Annotated in this window: 25 protein-coding genes; 5 read left to right on the top strand and 20 right to left on the bottom strand. The window is 64.6% G+C overall.

Annotation, left to right across the window (positions count from 1 at the left end; translation table 11 throughout):
* Positions 1-28: 28 nt before the first annotated feature.
* Genes ACK5L9_RS17820 through ACK5L9_RS17845 form a run of 6 tightly spaced genes read right to left on the bottom strand, consistent with a single transcriptional unit; the run spans position 29 to position 5300 of the window.
* A complete protein-coding gene (locus tag ACK5L9_RS17820; protein ID WP_416912799.1) occupies positions 29-949 on the bottom strand; it encodes an isoaspartyl peptidase/L-asparaginase family protein in 921 nt (306 codons plus the stop codon).
* Positions 946-1845 carry a polysaccharide deacetylase family protein gene (locus ACK5L9_RS17825; RefSeq protein ID WP_416912800.1) on the bottom strand — a complete coding sequence of 300 codons (900 nt, stop codon included), beginning with the start codon at positions 1843-1845 and terminating at the stop codon, positions 946-948. The genes ACK5L9_RS17820 and ACK5L9_RS17825 overlap by 4 nt, the downstream gene beginning before the upstream one ends.
* The gene (locus tag ACK5L9_RS17830) at positions 1842-2591 is read right to left on the bottom strand and encodes an SDR family NAD(P)-dependent oxidoreductase (protein ID WP_416912801.1); all 750 of its coding nucleotides are present in this window, start codon (positions 2589-2591) and stop codon (positions 1842-1844) included. Before ACK5L9_RS17830 ends, ACK5L9_RS17825 begins: the two co-directional genes overlap by 4 nt.
* Positions 2582-3595: a ketopantoate reductase family protein gene (locus tag ACK5L9_RS17835; RefSeq protein ID WP_416912802.1), complete on the bottom strand. Its 1014-nt coding sequence runs from the start codon at positions 3593-3595 to the stop codon at positions 2582-2584. Before ACK5L9_RS17835 ends, ACK5L9_RS17830 begins: the two co-directional genes overlap by 10 nt.
* Entirely contained in the window at positions 3592-4293 is a 702-nt protein-coding gene (locus ACK5L9_RS17840; RefSeq protein ID WP_416912803.1) for a creatininase family protein, read from the bottom strand. Before ACK5L9_RS17840 ends, ACK5L9_RS17835 begins: the two co-directional genes overlap by 4 nt.
* Positions 4290-5300, bottom strand: a complete 1011-nt coding sequence (locus tag ACK5L9_RS17845; protein ID WP_416912804.1) for a GntR family transcriptional regulator — start codon at positions 5298-5300, stop codon at positions 4290-4292. The genes ACK5L9_RS17840 and ACK5L9_RS17845 overlap by 4 nt, the downstream gene beginning before the upstream one ends.
* A 160-nt stretch (positions 5301-5460) precedes the next feature.
* On the opposite strand from ACK5L9_RS17845, the gene ACK5L9_RS17850 reads away from it, so the two are divergent.
* Genes ACK5L9_RS17850 through ACK5L9_RS17870 form a run of 5 tightly spaced genes read left to right on the top strand, consistent with a single transcriptional unit; the run spans position 5461 to position 10931 of the window.
* Complete coding sequence (locus ACK5L9_RS17850; RefSeq protein WP_416912805.1) at positions 5461-7029, top strand: ABC transporter substrate-binding protein; 1569 nt, start codon at positions 5461-5463, stop codon at positions 7027-7029.
* Positions 7030-7082: 53 nt separating this feature from the next.
* Positions 7083-8060, top strand: coding sequence for an ABC transporter permease (locus ACK5L9_RS17855; protein WP_416912806.1), 978 nt, complete (start codon positions 7083-7085; stop codon positions 8058-8060).
* Entirely contained in the window at positions 8057-8965 is a 909-nt protein-coding gene (locus ACK5L9_RS17860) for an ABC transporter permease (protein WP_416912807.1), read from the top strand. The genes ACK5L9_RS17855 and ACK5L9_RS17860 overlap by 4 nt, the downstream gene beginning before the upstream one ends.
* Positions 8962-9927: an ABC transporter ATP-binding protein gene (locus tag ACK5L9_RS17865; RefSeq protein WP_416912808.1), complete on the top strand. Its 966-nt coding sequence runs from the start codon at positions 8962-8964 to the stop codon at positions 9925-9927. Before ACK5L9_RS17860 ends, ACK5L9_RS17865 begins: the two co-directional genes overlap by 4 nt.
* The gene (locus ACK5L9_RS17870) at positions 9924-10931 is read left to right on the top strand and encodes an ABC transporter ATP-binding protein (RefSeq protein ID WP_416912809.1); all 1008 of its coding nucleotides are present in this window, start codon (positions 9924-9926) and stop codon (positions 10929-10931) included. The genes ACK5L9_RS17865 and ACK5L9_RS17870 overlap by 4 nt, the downstream gene beginning before the upstream one ends.
* Before the next feature lie 41 nt (positions 10932-10972).
* On the opposite strand, the gene ACK5L9_RS17875 is transcribed toward ACK5L9_RS17870, so the two are convergent.
* The 14 genes from ACK5L9_RS17875 to ACK5L9_RS17940 all read right to left on the bottom strand — a co-directional run.
* On the bottom strand, positions 10973-11728 hold the full coding sequence (locus ACK5L9_RS17875) for an isocitrate lyase/PEP mutase family protein (RefSeq protein WP_416912810.1): 756 nt from the start codon (positions 11726-11728) through the stop codon (positions 10973-10975).
* On the bottom strand, positions 11715-12542 hold the full coding sequence (locus tag ACK5L9_RS17880) for a methylated-DNA--[protein]-cysteine S-methyltransferase (RefSeq protein WP_416912811.1): 828 nt from the start codon (positions 12540-12542) through the stop codon (positions 11715-11717). Before ACK5L9_RS17880 ends, ACK5L9_RS17875 begins: the two co-directional genes overlap by 14 nt.
* Before the next feature lie 264 nt (positions 12543-12806).
* Positions 12807-13676 (bottom strand): aldose 1-epimerase, encoded by an 870-nt coding sequence (locus tag ACK5L9_RS17885; protein WP_416912823.1) that lies wholly within the window; start codon positions 13674-13676, stop codon positions 12807-12809.
* Positions 13666-14400, bottom strand: a complete 735-nt coding sequence (locus tag ACK5L9_RS17890) for an SDR family oxidoreductase (RefSeq protein WP_416912812.1) — start codon at positions 14398-14400, stop codon at positions 13666-13668. Before ACK5L9_RS17890 ends, ACK5L9_RS17885 begins: the two co-directional genes overlap by 11 nt.
* 11 nt (positions 14401-14411) lie before the next feature.
* Positions 14412-15143 carry an ATP-binding cassette domain-containing protein gene (locus ACK5L9_RS17895; protein ID WP_416912813.1) on the bottom strand — a complete coding sequence of 244 codons (732 nt, stop codon included), beginning with the start codon at positions 15141-15143 and terminating at the stop codon, positions 14412-14414.
* Entirely contained in the window at positions 15136-16143 is a 1008-nt protein-coding gene (locus ACK5L9_RS17900; protein ID WP_416912814.1) for an ABC transporter permease, read from the bottom strand. The genes ACK5L9_RS17895 and ACK5L9_RS17900 overlap by 8 nt, the downstream gene beginning before the upstream one ends.
* Before the next feature lie 52 nt (positions 16144-16195).
* The gene (locus ACK5L9_RS17905; protein ID WP_416912815.1) at positions 16196-17176 is read right to left on the bottom strand and encodes a sugar ABC transporter substrate-binding protein; all 981 of its coding nucleotides are present in this window, start codon (positions 17174-17176) and stop codon (positions 16196-16198) included.
* A 34-nt stretch (positions 17177-17210) separates the two neighbouring features.
* On the bottom strand, positions 17211-18404 hold the full coding sequence (locus ACK5L9_RS17910) for a mandelate racemase/muconate lactonizing enzyme family protein (protein WP_416912816.1): 1194 nt from the start codon (positions 18402-18404) through the stop codon (positions 17211-17213).
* A complete protein-coding gene (locus ACK5L9_RS17915; protein ID WP_416912817.1) occupies positions 18404-19111 on the bottom strand; it encodes a FadR/GntR family transcriptional regulator in 708 nt (235 codons plus the stop codon). Before ACK5L9_RS17915 ends, ACK5L9_RS17910 begins: the two co-directional genes overlap by 1 nt.
* An 812-nt stretch (positions 19112-19923) precedes the next feature.
* Entirely contained in the window at positions 19924-20967 is a 1044-nt protein-coding gene (locus ACK5L9_RS17920; protein ID WP_416912818.1) for an L-idonate 5-dehydrogenase, read from the bottom strand.
* Position 20968: 1 nt separating this feature from the next.
* Positions 20969-22246 carry a TRAP transporter large permease gene (locus ACK5L9_RS17925; protein ID WP_416912819.1) on the bottom strand — a complete coding sequence of 426 codons (1278 nt, stop codon included), beginning with the start codon at positions 22244-22246 and terminating at the stop codon, positions 20969-20971.
* On the bottom strand, positions 22243-22746 hold the full coding sequence (locus tag ACK5L9_RS17930) for a TRAP transporter small permease (RefSeq protein ID WP_416912820.1): 504 nt from the start codon (positions 22744-22746) through the stop codon (positions 22243-22245). The genes ACK5L9_RS17925 and ACK5L9_RS17930 overlap by 4 nt, the downstream gene beginning before the upstream one ends.
* Positions 22747-22852: 106 nt before the next feature.
* The gene (locus ACK5L9_RS17935) at positions 22853-23839 is read right to left on the bottom strand and encodes a TRAP transporter substrate-binding protein (protein WP_416912821.1); all 987 of its coding nucleotides are present in this window, start codon (positions 23837-23839) and stop codon (positions 22853-22855) included.
* A 23-nt stretch (positions 23840-23862) separates the two neighbouring features.
* Positions 23863-24492 (bottom strand): GntR family transcriptional regulator (locus tag ACK5L9_RS17940; RefSeq protein WP_416912822.1); only part of this gene is annotated, 630 nt, incomplete at its 5' end.

The following is a 24492-nucleotide window of genomic DNA, read 5'->3' on the forward strand; positions in this document are numbered from 1 at the left end:
GGCCGGGCGGGTTGCGGTGATCCTTGCCTCAATAGATCGCCGTTTCGGCCTTGCCTCCGTCACGCAGAAAGCCGCGATACATGCCCTCGCAGTTGAAGGGCAGCGCAATGTTGCCATCGCGATCCACGGCGATCACCCCGCCCGAGCCGTCATTCTGCGCCAGAACCCGCATCACCACGTGATGCGCGGCCTGTTCCAGCGTTTCGCCCGCAAGGCGCATCCGGGCCGAGATCTCGGCCCCCGCCGTCCAGCGAATGAATACCTCGCCATGGCCGGTACCCGAGACGGCGCAGCTCGCGTCATCGGCAAATGTGCCCGCGCCGATGACCGGCGTGTCGCCCACCCGGCCCGGAGCCTTGGCCGTCATCCCCCCAGTCGAGGTCGCTGCCGCCAGATGCCCGTTCCTGTCCCGCGCCACCGCGCCCACCGTGCCGTGCCGTCGCGCCGGATCGTCGTCGGTCTGGCCCGCCTGACGCATCGCCAGCGTCTTTTGCAACGCATCCCACCGGGGTTGGGTAAAGAAATAGCCGTCGTCCTCAAAGGGCAGCCCGGCAGCCCGTGCGACCCTCAGCGCGCCGGCACCGATCAGCAACACATGGTCGGTCCGCTCCATCACGGCGCGGGCGGCCTGAACCGGGTTCCGGGGGCCGCAGATCCCCGCCACCGCCCCCGCCCGCCGCGTCCGGCCATCCATCACGGCAGCGTCCATTTCCTGCCTCCCGGCGCTGGTAAAGACCGATCCCCGCCCGGCGTTGAACAGCGGCTCGTCCTCCAGCGCGGAAACGGCGGCCACAACGGCATCCAGCGCCGCGCCGCCATCCCGCAGCACCGCCTCGCCCGCCGCCAGCGCACAGGCCAGCCCGGCGTGATAGCCCGCCTCGCGTTCCGGGGTCATGGTCGATTTCAGAATGGTCCCGGCCCCGCCATGGACTGCAAGCGAATAGGTCATGTCTTTCCTTTCAGTCCCGCCTCGCGGGCGCAATAGGCCGCGATCTGGGCATGGGTGGCGATCCAGGCGTCGCCGGTGGCGCGGATATGCGCGATCAGCTCGTCCAGGATGAAGATTCGCGACCGATAGCCGGTGATATGCGGATGCATGGTCAGGACGAACAGCCCGCCCTCGGCTCGCGCACCGTCAAATTCGCGGCGAAAGATGTCCAGCACATCGGCGGGCGGCGTATAGGGCCGCTGCGCGCCATGGCGATTCATCATGAAATAGGCGGCATCGTCGCGGATCCATTCGACCGGCAGTTCCACAATGCCGGTCGGGCGGCCTTGGGACAGGATCTCATAGGGGTCATCGTCCGAGAACAGCGAACTGTCATACAGCAGGCCCAGTTCCTCGGCGATGGCAAGGGTCGCATCGCTGAAATCCCACGACGGCGTCCGCATGCCGACCGGTCGGGTGCCGGTAATCCGTTCCAGCGTGTCGGCAGCGCGCAACATCAGGTCGCGTTCGTCCTGCGGGGGGACCATGGTATTGCGTTCGTGGATCCAGCCATGCAGCGCGATCTCGTGCCCCTGACCAGCCAGGTCGCGCTGCTCGTCGGGATGCAGCAGCGCCGAAACGGCGGGCACGAAAAAGCTGGCCTTCACGTCATGGCGACGCAGCACCCCTGTGATGCGCGGAATGCCACGCCGCGCGCCATATTCGCCCCAGCTCAGCCGGGCAAGGCTGGTCGCGCCGTCGCGCAGTTCGTTCGTCTCGTGATCGCTGTCAAAGCTTAACGCGACCGCACAGCGCGCGCCGCCCGGCCATCGTTCGGGCAGCAGCGAACGCCCCGCGCGTATCTGTTCGACGCGCGGGCGCCATGTGCTTTCGGGCCATGTGTACGGTTCGGTCATGCGCGTCCTCCATCCACGGAAAGGGTTTGTCCGGTGATCCATCCCGCCTGATCCGAGGCAAGGAAAGTCACGGCGTCGGCGATGTCCTGGGGTTGGCCCAAGCGGCGCAGATGCGTTCCGGCAACAAGCCGCGCCTGCCCGTCGGGGCCAAGGGCCTGCCACTGGCGCTCGGTCGAGGGGTTGGACCGCAGAAATCCGGGGGCAACCGAATTGACGGTGATGCCATACGGCCCCAGTTCCTGCGCAAGCTGCTTCGTCAGGCCGATCAGCGCATGTTTCGCCGCTGTATAGGCCTGAATGCCGGTCAGGCTGGGGCGCAGCCCGGCCCCGGACGAAATGGTGACGATCCGCCCCCCGCGCCGCGCCTTCAGATGCGGCGTGGCGGCTTGCGCGCACCACATCGCGGCATCCAGATTGGCGGCAAGGATCGCGCGCCAACAGGGTGCGTCGATCCGTTCCAGCGGCTGGCCGGTCTGTCCGCAGACCCCGCCCGCCGCCGTGACCAGCCCGTCGATCCGGCCATGCGCCGCAGCGATGTCGTCCATGACCGCATGGGCCGCGTCGCGCTGGCCCAGGTCGGCCCGATGGCACGAGGTCGCACCGGGCAGGCCCGCCATGCCCGGCCCGTCCAGATCGACCGTCGCGACCCGCGCCCCCGCCCCGGCCAAAGCCGCGACAATAGCTGCGCCAATGCCCTGCGCGGCTCCGGTGACGGCAAAGACGCGGCCTGTCAGATCTATGCGCATGCGGCGACCAGTCGATCAGGCAGATCGGCAGACTGGGCGCGGCGGCCCTGTTCGATGTCATGGATCAGGCCAAGCAGCCGCGCCATCACCGGCACTGCAAGGCCGTGGCGCGCGGCGATGGCGGTCATGACGCCCAGATGCGCGTCAGCCTCGGTCTTGCGCTTGCGGATGGCCAGATCGCGCCAGATGCCGGAATGGGTCTTGGCCGATTTGCGGTTATGGACGACCATCCCGGAAAGCGAGGCCGCCATCCGCGCCGGATCGGCGGCCAGAAAGGCCTGCGGGTCAAAGCCGTTGAAGCCAAGCGGTTCGACCCCTTCGGCATCCGCAAGCCGCATGACCTCGTGGCCCAAAGCTTCATAGGCCCGGCGATGCGCGGGCAGCGCCATCGCGTCGGCCATGGACAGGGGCGTCAACGCGGTGGCGTAAAGCAGCGCGCCATAGCCCATCTTGCCCCAGAGATAGCCCTGAATATTGTCGGTCAGCACGGCCTCAGGCTCGACCATGCGCAGCAGGGCGAGGATGTCACGGGCGCGGTCGGTGATGCGGCCATCCATTTCGCCCACGGCAACGGCGGCACGGTTGCCGTACAGAATCCGCCCCGGCCCCAGCCAGTCCGCGCCGAAATTGACAAAGCAGCCCACGGTGCGGGTGGGACCAATACGGTCGGCGATCAGCCGCTCATTCAACCCGTTCTGGGCCGAAACGACATATCCGTCGGGGGCCAGATGCGGCAACAGCATGTCCAGCGCCGCGCCGGTGTGATGCGCCTTGACGGCAAGGATGATCCGGTCGAACCGGCCCTGCAATTCACCAGGGGTCGAGGCGGGCAGCGCCTGCACAAAAGCCTCGACGGGCCCCTCGATCCGAAGGCCCCGGCGCATCGCCGACACGTGTTCGATGACGGTATCCACCATATGCACCGGCTGCCTCGCGCGGGCCAGACAGCCGCCGATGACGCCGCCAATGGCACCCGCGCCCCAGATCAGGACCGGGCCGCTCACGGCCAGTCTCCCTCCAGCAGCGCGCGGGTTTCCTCAACTGCTGCGGACCAGATCCGTGCCATTTCGGTGTCGGGACGCTGGTACAGACCGCCGTAATTGCCATCCCCGATCAGTTCCCGGACCCCGGCGGCATCGCGGTCGCGCAGGCGGTCGAAATCGACCAGGGGTTTCCGCTCTGCCGGCATCTGCCGCCCCTCAAGCCGGGTCCAGGGAAAATTCTCCATCCAGCTTGCATGGCTGGCGACGGGGTCGGTTTCCTGCACCGCCGTCCATGTGCGGGGCGCGCGCCACCAGTCATGAAAGCGGCAGCGCGCGCCCTGATGCGCCTCCATCCATTCGGCGCAGACCGGCTGGACCGGCGTATTGCCTCCATGGCCGTTCACGATCAGCACACGGCGGAAGCCGGTGGTGTAAAGGCTGTCCAGAATGTCGCGGATCAGCGCGGCATAGGTGGACAGTTTCAGCGAGACCGTGCCCGGAAACGCCATGAAATAGGGGGTCAGCCCATAGGCGACCACCGGAAAGACCGGAATCCCCAAAGGTTCCGCCGCCTCGGCCGCAACACGTTCGGACAGGATGGAATCGACCGACAGGCTCAGACGGGCATGCTGCTCGGTCGAGCCAAGCGGCAATACGGCGCGGTCGTCGCGGGTCAGATATTCTTCGATTTCGAACCAGTTCGCTTCGGATATTCTCATTCTGCGGCATCCCTTTCTGGTGGAATCCTGCGCCGGACCGCCTCGATGGCGGGCAGCAGATCGTCGCGGACCGACTGCGCATCCGGCGTGTGACGATATTCGAACGCGGTCTGATCGGGGCGCAGGCTGTCACACAGATATCCGGCCCCGGTGGCATGGATCAGGACATCGGCAGAGGCGATCGCCGCCGCTTCGTCTGCGTCCCCGCGCACCAGCATGGTCAGGTCCGGCACATGGGGGGCAAAGCGCCGGATGCCGGTTTTCATCACCGTGACAAAGCCCGGAAAATAGGAATAACCCACGACCCGCGCATCGGGCCGCAGCGTGGCCAGCGCAACCCGCGTCGCCTCGTCCGGGATCAGGGTGATGCCCACGGCGTCGGTTCGCGGCGCGATCTGGCGGATCCGCGCCAGCAGGGTACGCGGCGCGACGATCAGATCGCAACCCGCCGTCCCCCGCGCGTCAACATCGGGCAGCGTGATCGCGTCGATCCGGTCGCCCGCGCGCAGATGCCCGCGCAGATCAGAGGCATAGGCCCGTGTGGCCTCGATGAAATTGCCGACCATCAGCAGGCTGACCGCCGCGCTGCGCGCCGGTCGCGCCATGGTCATGCGCAGCGACAGATCAGCGGCAGACAGCCCGCATTCCCGCCCAAGCGCGATCAGTTCGGCGATTCGCCCGTCGATCAGCGCCAGCTTTTGCCGCAGACCGGCCCCGCCGGAAACGCCGGAACTGCGCACAAAGGTGCCCGAGCCCGCCCGCCCCTCGATATGATCGGCGGCCTGAAGCGTGGCATAGACGCCCGAGACGGTGACGGGCGACACGCCCAGACGGCGAGCGAGGATACGGATCGATGGCAGGCGATACCCCGCATTCAGATCGCCCGAGGCGATGCCGAATTCGATGGCACCGCGCAACTGCACCGAGACGGGCACCGAACATGACGGATCGATGGCCGCGGCGATCTGTTCGATCACGGGGTCAAGTTGTTCAGCCCTTTCGCCCATCCGTATCACTTCATCATGACAGTTTCTGTCGCAGGAACCGTTATAGAATCAACAGAATTGCGCGTCCATACCTATCGGCGTCCCAAAAATATCTTGACGATTCGATTTTCCGCTTTCTATCGTAACAGCGTATCATAACACTTTGCAGGGAGCCCGCCCCGTGTCCACGCATTTTCTGAAAGCCGCCACAGCCGCCCTGGCCCTGATGGCCGCCGCACCTGCCATGGCGCAGCAGCTTACCCTGGGCCTGCGCGCCGGACCCGATTCAATCGATCCGCACTGGTCCACGCTTGGCAGTCAGGCCGAGGCGCTGCGGCATGTCTTTGACACATTGGTCGATGTGGACGAGAACCTGCACCTCAAGCCCGGCCTTGCTGTAAGCTGGACCCCGGTTGACGATACGACATGGGAGTTCAAACTGCGCGAAGGTGTGGCCTTTCACGATGGCACGCCCTTCACCGCCGAGGATGTCAAATTCTCGATCGAGCGCATCCCCGCCGTGACCGGCCCGATGCCCATGACCCTGTACACCAAGAATGTGGACAGCGTCGAAGTCGTCGATGATCTGACGCTGCGCATCAAAACAAAGGGCATTGCCCCGGCCCTGCCGAACGACTTTACCCGGCTGTTCGTCGTGCCGTCGGAAACCGGGATGGAGGCTCGGAACGAACAGTTCAACTCTGGCGAAAAGGCCATCGGGACCGGCCCCTATAAATTCGTCTCGTGGCAGCCCAAGGGCGATCTGGTGCTGTCGCGCAACGATGGTTACTGGGGCGGCGCGCCCGCATGGGAAACGGTGATCCGAAAAGAAATTCCCGACGATGCGGCCCGCGTGGCCGCGCTGCGTTCGGGGCAGGTCGATCTGATCAACTATGTCCCGGCCAGCGATTATGTCTCGATGAAGGGCGATGGCAGCCTTCAGACCTTTGTGGCGGATTCGATCTATATCCTGAATGTCTCGCCCGTCGTGAAGGACGAGGAACCCCAGCCCATCAAGGTGAACGGGGTCGAGGTCGAGGGGAACCCGCTTCAGGACAAGCGCGTGCGCGAGGCACTGGATCTGGCGATCAACCGCGAGGTTCTGGTCAATGTCGTGCTGGAAGGTCTGGGCACGCCCGCCAACCAGCTTATGCCCCAGGGGTTCTTTGGCTATAGCGACAAGATCGGCGACAAGCCATATGACGTCGAAAAAGCAAAGGCGCTGCTGGCCGAGGCCGGCTATCCCGACGGGTTCGAGGTCGATTTCACCTGCACCAACAACCGCATTCCAGGCGATGCCGTGGTCTGCGAGGCGCTGGGGCAGATGTGGGCGCGGGCGGGGCTCAAGGTGAATGTGCAGGCGCTGAACGGCACCGTGTTCTTCCCCGCCGCGCAGCGCGAGGAATATACGATGTCCATGTCCGCATGGGGCACGCTGACGGGCGAGGCGGCCTATACCTATGGCGCGCTGATCCACACCAGGGACGACACGCGGGGGCTGGGGAATTTCAACCGCTCGGGTTATTCCAACCCGGAATTCGACAAGGTCTTTGACGAGGGCACGCAGCTTCTGGACGAGGATGCACGGCGGGCACAGTACGAAGAAGCGTCCTGGCTGGCGATGGAGGACCGGGCGCTGATCCCGACCGTGATCCTGCAAACCGTCTGGGCGGCAGCGGCGGACAAATACGCCTTTACCCCCCGCGTCGATCAGGAAACCCGCGCCTACGCGATCACACCGGCACAATGACAGTCGGGGCCGCGTTGCCGCGCGGCCTCTTCCGCCAGCCATCGGAGCCCTGAATGCCCGGCTATCTGCTGCAAAGACTGGTACAGGCGGCAATCGTCGTCTTTGCCATGTCGGTGATCGTCTTTGTCGGGGTCTATGCCATCGGCAACCCAGTCGATGTGCTGATCGACCCTGGCGCCACCGCCGAAATCCGCGAAAACCTGATCCGCCAATACGGGCTGGACCAGCCCCTGTGGCGGCAATACCTGACATTTGTGTCAGGCGTGGCGCGCGGCGATATGGGCAATTCGATGGTCTATAACATCCCGGTCACGGATCTGGTCTTTTCGCGCCTGCCTGCCACGCTGGAACTGGTGCTGGTCGCCGTGACCATCGCAACATGTATCGGCATCCCGGCGGGTATCTATGCCGGATACCGCCCTGGCAGCGCGGGCGCAAAGGCGATCATGGCGCTGTCCGTCCTGGGATTTTCGGTGCCGACCTTCTGGATAGGCATGCTGCTGATCATGACCTTTGCCGTCCAGCTTGGCTGGCTGCCATCGGGCGGGCGCGGGCAGGTCGGCAGCTTTCTGGGCATCGACACATCGCTGGCCACGCTGAACGGCTGGAGCCATGTGATCCTGCCCGCGATCAACCTTTCGCTGTTCAAGATGGGTCTGCTGATCCGCCTGACCCGCGCCGGCATGGTAGAGGCGATGTCAGCCGACTACGTCAAATTCGCCCGCGCGCAGGGCCTGCCTGATCGGCAGATCGTGTTCCGGCATGTGCTGCGCAATATCTCGATCCCCATCGTGACGGTGTTCGGGCTGGAACTCGGCTCGACCGTGGCCTTTGCTGTGGTGACGGAAAGCGTGTTCAACTGGCCCGGCGTGGGCAAGCTGATCATCGATTCGATCCTGCAACTGGATCGGCCGGTGATGGTGGCCTATCTGGTGCTGGTGGTGATCCTGTTCGTGATCATCAACCTGACGGTCGATCTTGTCTATGCCCGCCTCGACCCGAGGGTTCGCCTGAAAGGGGGCAAGGCATGAGCGATACGGCAAGCGCCCCCCCGCGTGAAACCCGCGCCCAAAGGCTGGCGAATTTCTGGGCCGATTACCGCCAGTCGCCGGTTGCCGTCATCTCGCTGGCGGTGATCGCGGTGCTGCTGTTCGTGTCCGTCGGCGCGCCTCTGGTCTCGCCGCAGGATCCTTATGACATGGCCACGCTGGACTGGCTGGATGCGTTCCTGCGGCCCGGCACGGTCGGGTCGGGCGGATATGTCCACCTGCTTGGCACCGACAATGCCGGGCGCGACATGCTGTCGGCGATCTTTTACGGGCTGCGCACCAGCTTTGTCATCGGTCTGACGGCGGGCACACTGGCGCTGAGCATCGGCATCTGCGTCGGGCTGAGCGCGGCCTATTTCCGGGGCCGGACCGAGGCCGTGCTGATGCGCATCATCGATCTGCAACTGTCCATGCCCGCGATCCTGCTGGCGCTGGTGATGGTCGCGGTTCTGGGTCAGGGCGTCATGCAGATCGTCGCGGCGCTGGTGGTGGCGCAATACGCCTATTTCGCGCGCACCACCCACGGCGCGGCGACGGTGGAACGCGGCAAGGACTATATCGAGGCCGCCCGGTCCACCCCCCTGCCCACCAGCCGCGTACTGTTCCGGCATCTGCTGCCCAATGTCCTTCCGCCGCTGATCGTGGTGGCCACCGTGCAGGTCGCCAGCGCCATCGCGCTGGAGGCGACGCTGTCCTTTCTGGGCGTCGGCGTGCCACTGACCGAACCCTCGCTTGGCTCGCTTATTTCAAACGGATTCAAATACATCCATACAGACCGCTATTGGCTGTCGATATTTCCGGGGCTGTTCCTGATGATCACTGTCGTCGCCATCAACCTTGTGGGCGATCAGGTCCGCGCCGTGCTTGACCCAAGGCGGTCACGATGACCGCCGCACTTGAGGTCAGGGGCCTGACCACCCGCTTTGCAACCCGCAAGGGCTTTGTCACGGCGGTAAACGATGTCAGCTTTTCGGTGCGGCCCGGTCACATTCTGGGGCTGGTCGGTGAAAGCGGGTCAGGCAAAAGCGTGACGGGCTTTTCGGTGATGGGCCTGATCGACCCGCCGGGCGAGATTGTGGCGGGCACGGTGCTGGTCGGCGGCGAGGACATGCGCACCATGCCCCCCGAGGCGCAGCGGGCGATGCGCGGGCGCAGGGTTGCGATGGTGTTTCAGGATCCGATGATGACGCTGAACCCGGTCCTGCGGGTCGGCGACCAGATGGCCATGGCGGTGCGGGTCCATGAAAGCATGTCGAAACCCGCCGCATGGGATCGCGCCCGTCAGGCGCTGGAGATCGTCGGCATCCCCGCCCCGGCGGAACGGCTGCGGGCCTATCCGCATCAGTTGTCGGGCGGAATGCGCCAGCGGGTTGCGATTGCGACGGCGCTGCTGCACCGCCCCTCGGTCATCATCGCGGACGAACCCACGACCGCGCTGGATGTCTCGATCCAGGGGCAGATTCTGGCCGAGGTGCGCAGGCTGGCCGATGAGACCGGCACCGCGATCGTCTGGGTCACGCATGATCTGGCTGTCGTGTCCTCGCTGGCCGATGACGTCAGCGTCATGTATGCGGGCCGGATCGTCGAGACCGGCCCCGCGCCCGATGTCATCGCCCGCCCCCGCCACCCCTATACGCAAGGCCTGATCCAGTCGGTGCCCGGCCTGCATGAACCGGGGCAGAAGCTGCCGCAGATTCCCGGATCGACCCCGCAGCTTGCGCATCTGCCCTCGGGCTGCGCCTTTCGCACCCGCTGCGCCCGCGCGACGGATCTGTGCGTGACCCCGCCGCCCTCATCCGGCGACGGCGCAAGGCAGGTCCGCTGCCATTACCCGCTGGAGACCACATGACCGCGCCGCTTCTGGAAATCCGCAACGTCTCGAAACGGTTTGCGCAACCGGCGGGGCTGATCGAACGTGGCATCGCCCGGCTGACGGGCACAAGGGCCGGGGCGGTGGTCCATGCGCTGACCGGTATCGACCTGACGGTTCCGCGCGGCCAGGTTCTGGGGATCGTGGGCGAATCGGGCTGCGGGAAATCGACGCTGGGGCGGATCGTGGCCGGGGTCTATGGGCCGACCGGGGGCGAGGTGCTGCTGGACGGCGCGCCCGTCGCGCGCGAACGCGGCGGGGCGACCGAAAAGCTGACCACCCGCGTGCAGATGATCCATCAGGATCCCTTTGCCAGCCTGAACCCGCGCATGAAGGTCGGCGAAACCATCGCCGAGGGGCCGCGCGTGAACGGCATCGCCTCGGGGCCGGAAATGCGCCGCCGGACCGGCGAATTGCTGGAACAGGTCGGGCTTGAGGCCGGCTATGCCGACCGTTTCCCGCATCAGTTTTCCGGCGGCCAGCGCCAGCGCATCGCCATTGCCCGCGCGCTTGCAATGCAGCCCGACCTGCTGGTCCTTGACGAGGCGGTCGCCTCGCTGGATGTGTCGATTCAGGCGCAGGTGCTGAACCTGTTCACCGATCTGCGCCGCGATCTGGGGTTGACCGCGCTGTTCATCAGCCACGATCTTTCGGTCGTGCGCCATGTCTGCGACCGGGTGGCCATCATGTATCTGGGCCGGATGGTCGAACTGGCGGGCGCAAGGGAACTGTATGACAATCCCCGTCACCCCTATACACGGGCGCTGTTCGATTCGATCCCGACGCTTGGAACGGGCCGCGCGCAGTTCCACCCCATCAAGGGCGAGATCCCGTCGCCGCTGAACCCGCCCTCGGGCTGCGCCTTTCATCCACGCTGCCCGCTGGCCGGTCCACGCTGCAAGGTGGAAACGCCCCGCCTGATCCCCGCCCTCTCGGGCAGCGCGGTCGCCTGCCACCTGCATGACGGCGGCACGGGTCAATAAGGCCGGGCGGCCATTGGGCCGCTTCCGGCCTCAGGGAACGATCATTCGCCGGGACCGTCGGGTATGACGCATCGCGCAGCGGCCTGCGTCAAAGCCTCCATCGCCTCGCGCCAGGGAAACGGACCAAAGCTGATGCGCGCCACGTTCAGCGCGGCAAGCCGCCCGAGCGAAGGGGCGGCGGCAGAAGCCATGATATTGACCGGCAAGGGACATTCGCTGCAAAGCCGCGCGATCAGCGCCGGATCCACCAGCCCCGGAGCAAAGAAACAGCCCGCCCCTGCCCGCTCATAGGCCGCCGCCCGCTGCAACGCCTGCGGCAGCAGGGCGGCATGATCGGCCACGGGCGATTGCAGGAACAGATCGGTCCGCGCGTTCACGAACAGCGGCGTCGCCTTTCGGATCGCGGCAATCCGTGCGGCATGCCCTGCCATCGAACGAATGCCGTTTTCCGGCGGAATGCCGTCTTCGAGGTTTATCCCGGTCACACCCGCTTTGGCCAGCAGCGCAGCATTCTGTGCCACCCCCGCAGCATCACCGGCATATCCGGCCTCGAAATCGACACTTAGCGGCAGGTTCGATACCGCGCGGATCCGGGTGATCACCGTCACAAGCAGGTCCAACGGCACGGCCTGCCCGTCCGGGTATCCCAATGCGCCCGCGACAGAGGCGCTGCCCGTGGCCAGCGCAACCGCCCCGGCCCGCGCCACCGCCGCCGCCGATCCGGCATCCCAGATATTGTACAGGATCAGCGGTCGGCCGGCGCGGTGCAGGTCGCGAAAGGCGTCAGCCATAGGCATGTTCGGCCTCGATCAGCTTTTCCTTGCGCCATAGCCCTCCGGCATAGCCGGTCAGGCTGCCATCGGCCCCGATCACCCGGTGACAGGGCACGACCAGCGCGATGCGGTTGGTGGCATTGGCGCGGGCGACGGCGCGGGTAGCGGTGGGCTGGCCCATGGCGGCGGCAAGCTGGGCATAGCTGCGCGTCTCACCTGCCGGAATGGTGCATAGCTGCTGCCAGACCCGTTTCTGGAAGTCAGTTCCATGCAATTGAACGGGAATGGTAAAGCGCGGCTGATGCCCGGCAAAATAGGCATCCAGTTCGGATTCGGTCAGATCGGTAACGGCACTGCGGCCCAGTCCGATCCGCCCGCCGACAAAGCCCGACAGCTTGCGCAGACCCTGCGGCAGGGCCTTGCGGTCAATGAACTCCAGCAGATGCAGCGCGTGGTCATCGGCAATGGCGATCATCCCGCCCAGGGGCGTGTCTATCCAGTCCGCGCGCAGATCGGCCCCGCCGCGCATCCGGTGCGGCGCATGGCCGAACAGCCGCGCAAAGGCGGTCCGAAACCCCAAGGCTGAATCGAAACCTGCATCCGGTTGTGCCTCAATCATCGCAGTTCCTTTCGTCAGGGATCGCAGCCCGCCCTTCAGTCGCGCGGCCCGCACCATCTGAAGAAAGCTTTGCCCGAAATGGCGCTGAACGGCACGTCGCACGGTCGAGGGCGCGCAGATCGCCCTCGGACCAGCGCCGGACCGGGCGCGCGCCTCACAGGACGGATCACGCGCCAGCCCTGCGGCGTAATGCGTGGCGGGTTCAGGCAGATCGAACATGGCTGCATCCTTTCCTGTCCCGCGACACTGGCCCGCTTCCCGGCGCGGATGGGCGCAAATCCGGGCGTTTATTTCCGCCCGTGCCGCTGCCGGGGCAGCGTCAGGAAAAATGATCCCTTCCCATGCGGCAAATGGCAATGGCTTCGCACCCCCGTCAGCAACGCAATGCCGATGCACGCCGCGGATTCAGGGCGAGGCCCCGCAAACACCGGCGCATTGGCATCCTTGACTCTGCCCGGTATCCGGCGATCCTTGGCTACCCGGTCATTCCGCCCATGTCAGCGACATGCTGGCGGAAAGGTGGCTCGACGGCGGCAGCATGACCAGACCCGGCTGGCCGGGAAGGTTGACCGCGTCGGGCGGATGCGAAACGGGTTCGAAGCAAAAGAAATCCGCGCGGGCAGATGGCGAATAAACAATCGCGCAGTCCAGCGGAGCCAAGGCGGTCAGCCGCGCCGACACCGCATCCTCGCCCTGCCGGATGACCGCCTTGCCGTCCCAGCCGACAAAGGCATTGTTGATCCAGCCCGAAGGCAGCGCCCGCAAGTCGCCGAACTGCCAGTCCCGAGGCGCGGGAACGGGGGCCCTGCCCTTCGGCAGATGATCCCCGGCCTCTTGCCAGACTGCCTGCGACCGAAAGCAAAGCTGCGTATTGTCATCGCGCGGAAACCACGGATGAAAGCCGATTCCATAAGGCAGAGACCGCTTTGCAAGATTTTGCAGCCTCAGCGACAGGCGCAATCCGGTCGGGGCAAGCGTGATCGCCAGATCGGCGCGGTACAGCCACGGGCCAAAGCTGCCCGCGTCAAGCCGCAGCCCGAGGCCGGCCTTGCTGCGGTTGTCAACGGTCCAGGCGCGCGCAAAGGCGTCGCCGTGGATAGGGTATCTTTCGCCGGGAAGGTTCGGCGTCAAGGCAATCCGCTGGCCGTCCAGGTCAAAGCCGTCTGCGATGCGGTTCGAGAACGGCGCAAGGATGTTCAGCGCCAGATCGAAGGGTCCGGCCCGCTTGTCGCCCGTCCACGGGCGCAGTACCGGCTTGTCGCCGACCCACAGCCCCGCCAGACCGCCGCCCATTCCGGGCAGAACCTCGCATCGGGCCGGGTCGGCGGTCAGCAAGACGCCGCTACCAGCCACCGTCAATGCCGATATTCTGCCCGGTGATCAGATCCGAGGCGGGCGAGGCCAGAAACAGCGCCAGCCGCGCGACATCTTCGGGACAGATCCGTTGCTTGAGGCACTGATTTTCCAGAACCCAGTCGTTATATTCGGCCAGCCGGTCGCCAAAAACCCGTTCCTCTGCCTCTGACACAACCGCGCCGGGGGCGATGGCGTTGACATTGATCCCGTGCGGCCCAAGTTCGCGCGCCAGCCCCTTGGTCAACCCCAGCATCGCGCCCTTGGACGCGACATAGGGGACATAGCCGTCCCAACGGCCATTCAGGGTCAGCGAGGTCAGATTGATGATCTTGCCCGAGCGCGCCGCCTTCATCTGCGGACAGCATGCACGGGTCAGCGCGAAGGCGGCGGATGAATTGACGCGGACCTGATCCTCGTATTCGGCGATCGAAAATTCCTCGAACGGACGATTGATGATCAGCGCGGCATTGTTGACCAGAATGTCGATCCCGCCCAATTCGCCGGACAGAGCGCGGATTTGCGCCTCGGCCTCGGTCAGGGCATTCAGATCGCAGCCAACATAGTGCGCACCTGGCGACAGCGCGGTGCCGGGTTCCGCCGCGTCGGGACGGTCCAGCGCGACGACGCTGGCGCCCTCGGCATGAAACAGCGCGGACATGGCACGCCCAATCGTGCCCAGGGCACCGGTGATCAGCGCGGTCTTTCCCGAAAGTACGGGCATGGTGGCCTCCTTCACAGAATGTCGTGGACTTCTTCAATCGAGGTTTCCTCGATGGGCTTGTCCAGCACGACCTCGCCCAGGGCCATCGCGACGATCCGGTCGCAGCAGGCAAAGACATGGTGCATGTTGTGGCTGATAAAGATGCCCGTCACGCCCTGATCGCGCAGAGACCGGGTAAAGCCGATCACCTTGTCGGTTTCCTTGACCGACAGGTGGTTCGTCGGCTCATCCAGAATCATCACCTTGGACTTGAAATGCATGGCCCGCGCGATGGCGACGCCCTGCCGCTGTCCGCCGGACAATTCGCCGACGGCGGCATCGGGCGAACGCAGGTGCAGATCGACATCGGCGATGGCGCGCACGCTTTCCTCGCGCATGCGTTTCTCATCCAGAATGCCAAGCGGCCCCAGCCTGAATTTCAGGGGTTCGCGCCCGATGAACATGTTGCGCGCGATGCTCATCAGCGGCACCATCGAGTTGTACTGATAGATCGTTTCGATCCCCAGGGCCATCGCATCGCGGGGATTGGTGATCGCAACCGGCGCGCCATCGACCAGAATATCGCCCTCGTCCTGCTGATGCAGGCCCGACAGGATATTGATCAGCGTCGATTTTCCGGCACCGTTATCGCCCACGAGGCCCACCGTCTCGTTCCGTTCGAAATCCAGCGAGACACCGCGCAGCGCATGAACGCCCGAATACCATTTGTGCAGGTTGCGCACCGAGATGACAGGATCAGCCATTGCGCTTTCCTTTGGATGTGTCGGTCACGATCTTGATGGCGCGGGCCTTGCTGCGCATCCAGGCATTGCCGACGACCGCAAGGATGGTCAGCGCGCCGACCGCGAATTTGAACCAGTTGCTGTCAACGCGGCTTAGCACCATGCCATTGTCGATCGCCCGGATCAGCAACACGCCCAGAATGCCGCCAAGTATCGTGCCGACCCCGCCAGTCAAAGAGGTGCCGCCGATAACGGCCGCCGCGACGGCCTGCAATTCCAGCCCCTCGCCGATGGATGGCAGGGCCGATCCCAGCCGCATCACCTGAATGATCCCGGCCAGCCCGGCCAGGACCGCGCTGATGATGAAGCAGATGATCTTGACCCTTGTGGTCGGAATCCCCATCGCCTTTGCCGCCGGAAGAAAGCCGCCGGTGGCGCGGACCCAGTTGCCGAAATTGGTTTTCGACAGCAACAGCGACACCAGCACCGCTATCACCACGAACCAGATGAACGACATGCGGAAAATCTGCCCCGGTCCAACAAAGCTGACAAACCATTCATCCGGCATCGCGTCGCGGCTCAGGCGCGGAGGAAACCCGCCCGAGATCACCACCGTCAGCGACCGCGCCATGAACATCATGCCAAGCGTGGTGATAAAGCTGGGAATGTTGAAGGTGATGGTCAGCCAGCCATTCGCCAGCCCGACCGCCATTGCGACCAGCAGCGCGGCGGCAAAGGCCAGCGCAAAGGGAAACCCCGCCCCCATCAGCACCACCAGCACCATCGGCGTCAGCGCAAAGACCGACCCGACCGACAGGTCGAACTCGCCGCTGATCATCAGCAGGGTGACGCCGACGGCGACAAGCCCCATTTCGGGCAGCAGCCCCAGAATACCGCGCAGGTTGTCGGGGCCCAGAAACACCCCGTTCGAGCGGATCTGAAAGACGATCACAAGCACCAGAAGCAGCAGGCCAGCGGCAAGCTCGGGCTTCTGGAACGCAATCTTGAGAAAACGTTTCATTCGTGTTGACCCAATAGCGGGCCGGGATCCGGGGATCCCGGCCACAGGAAACTCAGCGAAGCCCTTTCGCGGACAGTTCCGCGATTTCCTCGGCATCTGCGGGTGTCGCGATACCCTGCCCGGTATCTATATCCGCAGGTGCCAGTCCGACCGTCTTGGCCAGATAGACCGACATTACCGGCATGAACCCCTGCATATAGGGCTGCTGATCCACCTCGGCCTGGATGTAGCCGTCGCGCATCCGATCGATCACATCGGGGACCAGGTCGAAGCCGCCAAGCAGAACCTTGCCCGGCTCGATCCCGCGATCCTTCAGAACCTGCGCAACTGCGGAATGCCACAGGCCGGTGTCGAAATAGGCCGTGGTTTCGGGATGGGCTGACAGGTAGGCACCCACGCGGTCGGCGGTGACGGCCATATCGGTGCCGCTGTCGATCCGTTCGAATGTGATCTCGCGGTCGGGATTGGCGGCCTTGTATTCCTCAAGGAAATCCATCACGCCGCCGCCGCGCTGTTCGGACCAGTTCTGGCCGGGGGCGGAAATGCCGACCAGCACGTGAATCGGGCCTTCGGCGGGGAAATGTCCGGAAATGGCCTGACCAAGCGCATGGCCCGCCGGACGGAAGCCCTGCCCGATAAACGCCGCCCTCGCGTTGCCTTTCGCGCCTTCCAGATCGTCCACATTCGCAGCGATGACGATCACACCGTTATCCACCGCCCGCTGGATCACATCGTCGAACGCGTCGTTATCGACAATCGAGGTGATCAACGCGTCGGGTTGACGGGCCAGCGCGGCCTCCATATTCGCAAGCTGCTGTTCGATCGATCCTTCGGTCTGGGTAAAAACCATCTGGCAATCGGCCCCGACACGGGCACAGGCGTCGTCATAGCCCTTTTTCACCGCCTGCCAGAAGGTGTTGGACGATGACGAATGATGCGTGAACACGATGCTCAGCCCGTCCTGCGCCATCGCCGTGCCGCCCGTCGCCACGGCCAGCGCCGCCGACATGGCCAGTTTTCGTGCAAGTTTCATGATTTCCTCCCTTGATTGCCTGTTGTGCCGCGGGTCAATTGCTCCGCTGTCGCGTGGTCGTGAAAATCCGGTCAAGATCGGGGTTCAGCTCCGTTCCCAGGCCCGGCCCCGGCGGAACGGTGATCATCCCGTCCTTCACCTCGGGCAGGGTCGTCACCAGATCGCGATACCAGGTGCGGTAAAAGGCGCGCACGCTTTCCTGCACCAGCGCGTTCGGCGCGTTCAGCGACAGATGAGTCGAAGCGGCCAGCACCACGGGGCCGGTGCAGTCATGCGGCGCGACGGGCAGATGCCAGGCCTCGGCCATGGCGGCAATCTTGCGCGCCTCTGACAGGCCCCCGCACCAGCTTATGTCCAGCATCACGATACCCGCCGCCCCGGTTTCCAGAAGGTCGCGAAACCCCCATCGCGTCGCCAGCGTTTCCGACGCGGAAATCGGCGCGACCGACGCCTCGGCATAGCGGCGCAGGCTGGACAGGCTGTCCATCTTGATCGGATCTTCGTGCCAGAACGTGTCATAGGGCTGCAACGCACGTGCGATTTGCATCGCCGGCAAAAGCTGCCACATGCCATGAAATTCGATCATGACATCCATCCGGTCGCCGACGGCGGCGCGGATTTTCTCGACCGGGTTCAGCGCGGCCTTCAGGTCGGTCGATGAAATATATTGCCCGCGCGATTTTTCGGCGGCGATGTCGAAGGGCCAGATCTTCATCGCGGTGATGCCTTCTTCCAGCAGCGAAAGTGCAAGCTCGTCGGCACGGTGAAGAAAGCCGTTCAGATCGTCATAGCCGCAATTGTCGTCGTCCAGCGCATAGTTGGCGACGTTCTGGCCGGTGGTTTTCTTGACATATTCCGAGCCGGCGCAGGTATTATAGGTGCGGATCGCATCACGCGTGAACCCGCCCAGCAATTGCGCGACGGGCTGGCCGGTCGCCTTGCCGAACAGATCCCACAGCGCGATGTCAAAGGCGGAATTTCCGCGCATCTCGGCACCCGAGGACCGGAAACCCAGATACCCCGTCAGTTCGGCGGCAAGCCGGTCAATCTGCAACGGGTTCTGGCCGATGACGCGCGGCGCGATCCATTCATGGACATGCGCCTCGACCGCAGCCGCGCCGTAAAAGCTTTCGCCCAGTCCTGTCAGCCCCTCATCGGTATGGACAAGAACCCAGATCAGGTTGGGCCGTTCTGCGATACGCACGGTTTCGATTGATGTGATCTTCATTACAGCATCCCGCCGTTCAAAAGGGCCCTGACACTTTCGTCGAAATGAGCCTCCATCAGATGCGTCGCCGCGACCGGATCGCCGTCGGCGATGGCCTCGGCGATCTTTTCATGGACGCTCAGCATGGTTTCCCGTGATTCCGCCGTGGTCCGGGAACGCCAGCCCACCGGCCAGGTCTGGCGGGTGACACCGCCAAAGGCCCCGATCAGCAGCAGAAAGACCGGATTGCCGCAAGCCTCGGCGATGGCGGCGTGAAAGGCGATGTCCAGTTCCATCAGCCGTTCGGGCATGGTCAGCGCGGCGCGCATGTCGCGCGCGATCTGGCGGATATGGCTGGCCTGCGCCTCGCGCCGCCGCATGGCCGCCAGCGCGACGATGCGAATCTCGATGGCGCGGCGGACATCATAGACATGCTGCACGCTGATCTGTTCGGTCTGCACGCCATGCTCGACCAGCATCGAGATGGGCGAATGGTCAAGCTGGGCGATGGTGGCGCGCTTGCCCACATGCAGTTCAACCACCCGGATCGCGGCCAGCGCGCGCAGAGCCTCGCGGACAACGCTGCGTGACACGCCGAAATTCCGGGCCAGGGCGGTCTCGCTTGGCAGGCGGTCGCCGGGCATCAGCGCGTTGGCGCGGATATGATGCGTCATGGCACCAAGAACCTGATGGACATGATCTGGCTTTTCGGCGGATGGATTCGTCATTTTTGCACGCGATTCTATTAAAAGCTGTCTGACAGGTATTCAAAAGGCCGTCAACTACTTGTTTTGCACAGGGTTCCGGCGATCACGTTCCCCGCTGTGGCCGACTTCCGGAAAGGCCTTGCCGCCACCAACGCCCGGCATTCCCGCCGCAAAGACCGGGCTTCGCCGCTCGCTGCATGAATGATGAGGAATGTGCGGAAAATGCCGCGTTTGGCGCTGCACAGGGCGTGCACCGGGGCGGCACGGGCTGAATACGGCCCTGCCCTGCGTTGCGGGAAGCCCCGGTGTGACGTCACCGCCGGATGGATTGCGTCCCGCGGTGGCCGGGGGAGCTGCGCCCCCCGGACCCCCTGCTATGGCCTGCGGCGGGCCATCTTCCCCTTGGCGGGGATCGTTGCTCTGCGGGCGGCGGCAGGTTTCGGCCCCGGTTTCGCGCAAGGTGCCTGGCATTGCTTCAAGGACCGACGGCGCGCGAAGCGCGCTTCCGGCCCGGGCGGCAGCACGCGGGTCGGGCTTTGCCCGGCCCGCACCCCCCTTTCCGTTCACGCAACGCCTGCCCGACAAGGCGCTTGCAGCCGTGAAGGCAAGCAGCCTTGGCCAGGCACAGGGCAGGTCCAGCACAGTATAACCATTTGATTTTACGCTGATGCTGCGCCGATTTGAGGATCAAACCGGCTTCCGTCAGCTATACCGGCATTCGGGTGGTTCGCGGCATTGCCCGGATCGGGCGCGAATCCGATCTTCGTGGTGCCATTCCCGCAGACCAGCGCCGACAGACGACAGCCGCCCGGTTCCGCAGGTGGCGGGCAGTCTCAGCCGGTGAAATCAAGCTGGACCTTGACTGCCTGCGCCCGATCGCCTGCCAGATCGAAGGCGCGGACCGCGTCGGCGGCGGGGATGACATGTGTGACCATGGGCGACAGGTCTATCCCGCCCGTACCGATCATGCGCACCGCCTCGGCAAATTCGGCGTCGAAACGATGCGTGCCGACGAAACGCAGCTCTTTGCTGACAATCAGGTTCAGCGGCAGAGGCAGCGTCCCGCCGACTCCGATCTGCACCACGGTCCCCTGCGGCCGGGTGATCGCGATGGCCTGCGCGATGGCGTGGGGATTGGCCGAACATTCCAGCACCACGTCGATCCGGCCCTTGCCCGAGGCATATTCAGCCAGCCCGTCGGGATTGGCGGCGACATTGACCACGCGGTCCGCCCCCATCCTGCGCGCCACGTCCAGGGTGAAATCCTGAACGTCAGTCACAATGATTTCTGCCGCGCCGCGCAGCCGCGCCAGCGCCGTGCAGATCGCCCCGATCGGCCCGGCACCGGTGATCAGCACCCGCTGCCCGGCAAGCGCTGGCGCCATGTTCAGCGCATGCAGGCAGACGGCCAGCGGCTCGGCCGCGGCGGCGGCCCCGGCCGGAATGCCCTCGGGTAAAGGAAAGCACTGCGCGACGGGATGGGCGATGTGGTTGCGAAAGAAGCCCTGTTCATGTGGTACCCGCATCGCCGAGCCATTGAAACGCATGTTCAGGCAATGCCGGGGCTGTCCCGCAGCACAGAATTCGCATGTGCCACAGGCCCGCGACGGGCCAAGCGCGACCAGTTGCCCGACCCGCAGGCCGCTGCCTTCGGGCGCGGCCTCGACCAGTCCGGCGGCCTCGTGGCCAAGGATGATCGGCTCGCGCACGCGGATGGGACCAAAACCGCCATCGTGATAGTAATGCAGGTCAGACCCGCAAATCCCGCCGCGCGCGACCCGGATCAGCGCGGTATCCGCATCGATCCCGGCCTCGGGTCCGGTCTCGATACGCAGGTCACGGGCCGCGTAAAGGCGGCAGGCCAGATTGTCGGTCATGTCAGTTCCCCATCAAGGAAGGAAGCCAGGTGCTGATCCACGGAATATAGGAAACCAGCAGCAGCACGATGATATTGGTGATCAGATAGGGTACAAGCGCCCGGATCACCGGGGCAAGCGGCAGGCGCGCGATATTGGCGCAGACGAACATGCACACGCCCACGGGCGGCGTGGTCAGCCCGATCATCAGGTTCAGCACGGCAAAGACGGCGAAATGCAGCGGCTCGATCCCGACGCCCTGAGCCAGCGTCAGCAGCGGCACGAACAGGATGATCAGCGCGGCGATGGTCTCCATGAACATGCCGACCACCAGCAGGACGATGTTGATCAGCAGGATGACCAGATACTTGTTGTCGGTGACGGACAACACCGCTTCGGCGATCATCTGCGGGATACGCTCGCTGACCAGAATCCAGCCAAAGACATTGGCGGTTCCGACAAGCGCAAGAATGCCGGCTGATGACACCGCGCTGTCGATCAGGATGCCCGGAACGCGGGCCAGCGGCAATTCGCGATAGATGAATGCCCCCACCACAACCGCATAGATCGAGGCCACGACTGCGGTTTCAGTCGGGGTAACGATGCCTGACAGCATGCCGCCAACGATCAGCCCCGTCATCGCCAGCGCCCAGAATGCGCCCAGGAAGGCCGCGCCCAGTTCCGGCCAGCCCTGCCAGGGCTGACGCGGAAAATTGCGGCGCACGGCGATGACATAGGTTGTCACCATCATCGCCCCCCCCAGAAGCAGCCCCGGCAGCGCCCCCGCGATGAACATCTTGCCGACCGAGATCCCGGCCAGCGAACCGACGATGATCATGGGAACCGAAGGCGGAATAATCGGCCCTACTGTCGATGAGGCGGCGGTAACGGCCGCCGAGAAATCAGCAGGATAGCCCGCCTTCTTCATGCCGGGGATCATCATCCCCCCGATCGAGGCCGCATCGGCAACCGCTGTCCCCGAGATCCCGCCGAACAGCATGGATGAGGCAACATTGGTCTGCGCCAGCCCGCCCCGGATCCATCCGACAAGCGCCTGCGCGAAACGGATGATCCGCCCGGTGATGCCTCCGCCATTCATCAGGTTGCCCGCAAGGATGAAACCCGGAATGCACAGCAGCACAAAACTGTCCATACCCGCATACATCTTTTGCGGAATGACGACCAACGGCATCCCCTGAAGCAGCAGATAGGCGACCGAGGACAGCCCCAGCGTGATCGCCACGGGCATGCCGATGACCAGCCCCAGAACAAAGACAAGGGCAAGAATCGCAAGGCTCATTCGGTCTCTCCGATCAGGTTTTCGGGGCGGCCGTCGCTGCGGCCCGTCAGCATTCCGGCCACGCGCAGGACCGCCATGATTCCCAACCCCGCCAGCAGCAGCAGGACAGTGCCATGGACATAATCCATCGGCAGCCCCATCGCCGATGAGGTCTGCATCGCCCCGATCGTGGTAAAGCGCCATGCCGGACCGATCAGCAGCGCGCAGAACAGCACGATCAGCAGCGTCGAGACCAGCCGCAGGACCATGCTCAGGCGCGGGGGCAGCCTTTCGCTGACCAGATCGACATTGACCAGATCACCGGTCAGCAGTGCCATCCCGGTGCCGAAACCGGCCAGATACAGCAGCGCAAAGCGGGTCAATTCCTCGGTCCAGATCGGCGAGCCGCCGATGAATGTGCGCCAGACAACCTGCACCGAAACGGCGCAGATCAGCACGAAAAACGACACTCCGGTACCCAGTCGCAGACAGAACCGTACCCATTTTATCAACATGTCCATCGTTTCACCTCGCTGGCAAGCCCTGACAGGCCGCCGCCCGGTCGGGCGCGGCGTATGGTTCAAATTGCGGCCGGACCATGGGGCCGGCCGCAGATGGTGTCAGGGATCAGCCCTGCCGGGCGAAAAGCTGTTCGGCCACTGGCCTGATATCGGCACCAACATTGGCCAGAACCGCATCCTTCGCCTTCGCGGCAAAGGCGGCCGTATCGCTTTCCACGAAGGTCATGCCCTTGTCCTGCAAGGTCGAGGTCAGGCCCTGTTCATCCGCAAGGAACAGCTCGCGCTCGAACCCCTGCGCGGTCGCTGCCGCCTCCAAGACCGCCTGCCGGTCGGCCTCGGACAGCCTGCCCCAGGTGATTTCCGACACGCTGAGATAGATCCAGGACCGCACATGTTCGGTCTTGTTGACGAATTTCTGCACCTCGAAGAAGCTGGCCGAATTGATCAGCGACAGCGGGTTTTCCTGCGCGTCGATGGTGCCGTTCTGCAATGCTGTGAACACCTCGCTGAAGGCCATGGGCGAGGGCGCGGCACCAAGCGCCTCCCATGTTTTCAGGAACAGCGGCACATTGGGCACCCGCAGCCGCAGCGATTGCAGATCGTCGGGGGTCACGATCTCGCGGTTCGAGGTCAGGTTGCGCGGTCCGCGCGCAAAATAGGTCAGGGGACGGATCTGGACCCGCGCCAGAATCTCGGCCTCGATATTCTTGCCGATCTCGCCCGAGGCGACTTCGTCCATCATCTCAAGCGAGTTGTAGGCATAGGGAACCGCCAGCAGCGCCGCCGAGGGGGCCCAGTTCTGAAGATTCTCGCCGGTCAGCGAAAAATCCACTGTGCCAAGCTGAAGCCCGTTGATCAGGTCCATGTCCTTGCCAAGCGATTCGTTCGGAAAGACCTGCACCTCGACACGGCCCTCGGTCAGGCGGGCGACCTCTTCCCCGAATTTCAGCCCGGCCTTGTGCCAGCTGGTCTCTTCATTGCCCAGATGCCCCAGTTTCAGCGTCATTCCGGCGGCATTGGCCCTGATCGCGGGTGTGGCAAGCATGGCGGCACCCGCCAAAGCGGTGAATTGACGGCGATTCAGCTTCATCATTTTCCTCCTGTTGATGATATCGTTCATGATACGAAAAGTTCGGGTCGGCCTTGCGCGATTTCGGGCAAATCCCTCAAAACCTCGCGCAAATGCAGGCGCATCGCGGCTTCGGCCATCGCGGGGTCGCGCTGGCGCAGCCCTTCGACGATCGCCGTGTGCTGGTCGATCAGACGCGCGGTATCGAATGTCCTGACCGAGATATGGCGCAGCCGGTTCATCTGCGATTTCAGCCCCTCAAGCACGGACCAGACGGCCTCTTGCTGGGCCAGCGCCGCAAGCAGCCGGTGAAAGCCGTCGTCCAGCCGGACGAACAGATCCGTATCCCCTGCCTGCGCCGCCCGCCGCTGTTCCCCGATCTCGCGATCCAGTTGCATCAGCGCCTGCTGATCCAGATCGCCCGCCAGCATGCGGACCAGATCGCTTTCCACGGCCTCGCGGATCAACCGCGCAGACAGCACGGCCGAGATTGAAATCCGGGTGATATAGGTGCCGCGCTGCGGGCGAACCTCGGCCAGCCCGTCGGCGGTCAGGCGAATGAACGCCTCGCGCACGGGTTGCCGACTGACCCCGAACTGCCTTGCGATCCCCGTCTCGCTTAACCGGTCGCCGGGCGTCAGCGCCCCGCACAGGACGGCACGGCGCAGGTATTCATA

Origin of the sequence: Paracoccus sp. (in: a-proteobacteria) (assembly GCF_047973135.1) — a bacterium.
GTDB lineage: Bacteria > Pseudomonadota > Alphaproteobacteria > Rhodobacterales > Rhodobacteraceae > Paracoccus.

What these genes read in the sequence shown, in the direction of transcription:
- ACK5L9_RS17820 (WP_416912799.1), bottom strand. Translation starts at nt 949, where the DNA reads ATGACCTATTCGCTTGCAGTCCATGGCGGGGCCGGGACCATTCTGAAA.
- ACK5L9_RS17825 (WP_416912800.1), bottom strand. Translation starts at nt 1,845, where the DNA reads ATGACCGAACCGTACACATGGCCCGAAAGCACATGGCGCCCGCGCGTC.
- ACK5L9_RS17830 (WP_416912801.1), bottom strand. Translation starts at nt 2,591, where the DNA reads ATGCGCATAGATCTGACAGGCCGCGTCTTTGCCGTCACCGGAGCCGCG.
- ACK5L9_RS17840 (WP_416912803.1), bottom strand. Translation starts at nt 4,293, where the DNA reads ATGAGAATATCCGAAGCGAACTGGTTCGAAATCGAAGAATATCTGACC.
- ACK5L9_RS17845 (WP_416912804.1), bottom strand. Translation starts at nt 5,300, where the DNA reads ATGGGCGAAAGGGCTGAACAACTTGACCCCGTGATCGAACAGATCGCC.
- ACK5L9_RS17855 (WP_416912806.1), top strand. Translation starts at nt 7,083, where the DNA reads ATGCCCGGCTATCTGCTGCAAAGACTGGTACAGGCGGCAATCGTCGTC.
- ACK5L9_RS17860 (WP_416912807.1), top strand. Translation starts at nt 8,057, where the DNA reads ATGAGCGATACGGCAAGCGCCCCCCCGCGTGAAACCCGCGCCCAAAGG.
- ACK5L9_RS17865 (WP_416912808.1), top strand. Translation starts at nt 8,962, where the DNA reads ATGACCGCCGCACTTGAGGTCAGGGGCCTGACCACCCGCTTTGCAACC.
- ACK5L9_RS17870 (WP_416912809.1), top strand. Translation starts at nt 9,924, where the DNA reads ATGACCGCGCCGCTTCTGGAAATCCGCAACGTCTCGAAACGGTTTGCG.
- ACK5L9_RS17875 (WP_416912810.1), bottom strand. Translation starts at nt 11,728, where the DNA reads ATGCCTATGGCTGACGCCTTTCGCGACCTGCACCGCGCCGGCCGACCG.
- ACK5L9_RS17880 (WP_416912811.1), bottom strand. Translation starts at nt 12,542, where the DNA reads ATGTTCGATCTGCCTGAACCCGCCACGCATTACGCCGCAGGGCTGGCG.
- ACK5L9_RS17890 (WP_416912812.1), bottom strand. Translation starts at nt 14,400, where the DNA reads ATGCCCGTACTTTCGGGAAAGACCGCGCTGATCACCGGTGCCCTGGGC.
- ACK5L9_RS17895 (WP_416912813.1), bottom strand. Translation starts at nt 15,143, where the DNA reads ATGGCTGATCCTGTCATCTCGGTGCGCAACCTGCACAAATGGTATTCG.
- ACK5L9_RS17900 (WP_416912814.1), bottom strand. Translation starts at nt 16,143, where the DNA reads ATGAAACGTTTTCTCAAGATTGCGTTCCAGAAGCCCGAGCTTGCCGCT.
- ACK5L9_RS17905 (WP_416912815.1), bottom strand. Translation starts at nt 17,176, where the DNA reads ATGAAACTTGCACGAAAACTGGCCATGTCGGCGGCGCTGGCCGTGGCG.
- ACK5L9_RS17910 (WP_416912816.1), bottom strand. Translation starts at nt 18,404, where the DNA reads ATGAAGATCACATCAATCGAAACCGTGCGTATCGCAGAACGGCCCAAC.
- ACK5L9_RS17915 (WP_416912817.1), bottom strand. Translation starts at nt 19,111, where the DNA reads ATGACGAATCCATCCGCCGAAAAGCCAGATCATGTCCATCAGGTTCTT.
- ACK5L9_RS17920 (WP_416912818.1), bottom strand. Translation starts at nt 20,967, where the DNA reads ATGACCGACAATCTGGCCTGCCGCCTTTACGCGGCCCGTGACCTGCGT.
- ACK5L9_RS17925 (WP_416912819.1), bottom strand. Translation starts at nt 22,246, where the DNA reads ATGAGCCTTGCGATTCTTGCCCTTGTCTTTGTTCTGGGGCTGGTCATC.
- ACK5L9_RS17930 (WP_416912820.1), bottom strand. Translation starts at nt 22,746, where the DNA reads ATGGACATGTTGATAAAATGGGTACGGTTCTGTCTGCGACTGGGTACC.
- ACK5L9_RS17935 (WP_416912821.1), bottom strand. Translation starts at nt 23,839, where the DNA reads ATGATGAAGCTGAATCGCCGTCAATTCACCGCTTTGGCGGGTGCCGCC.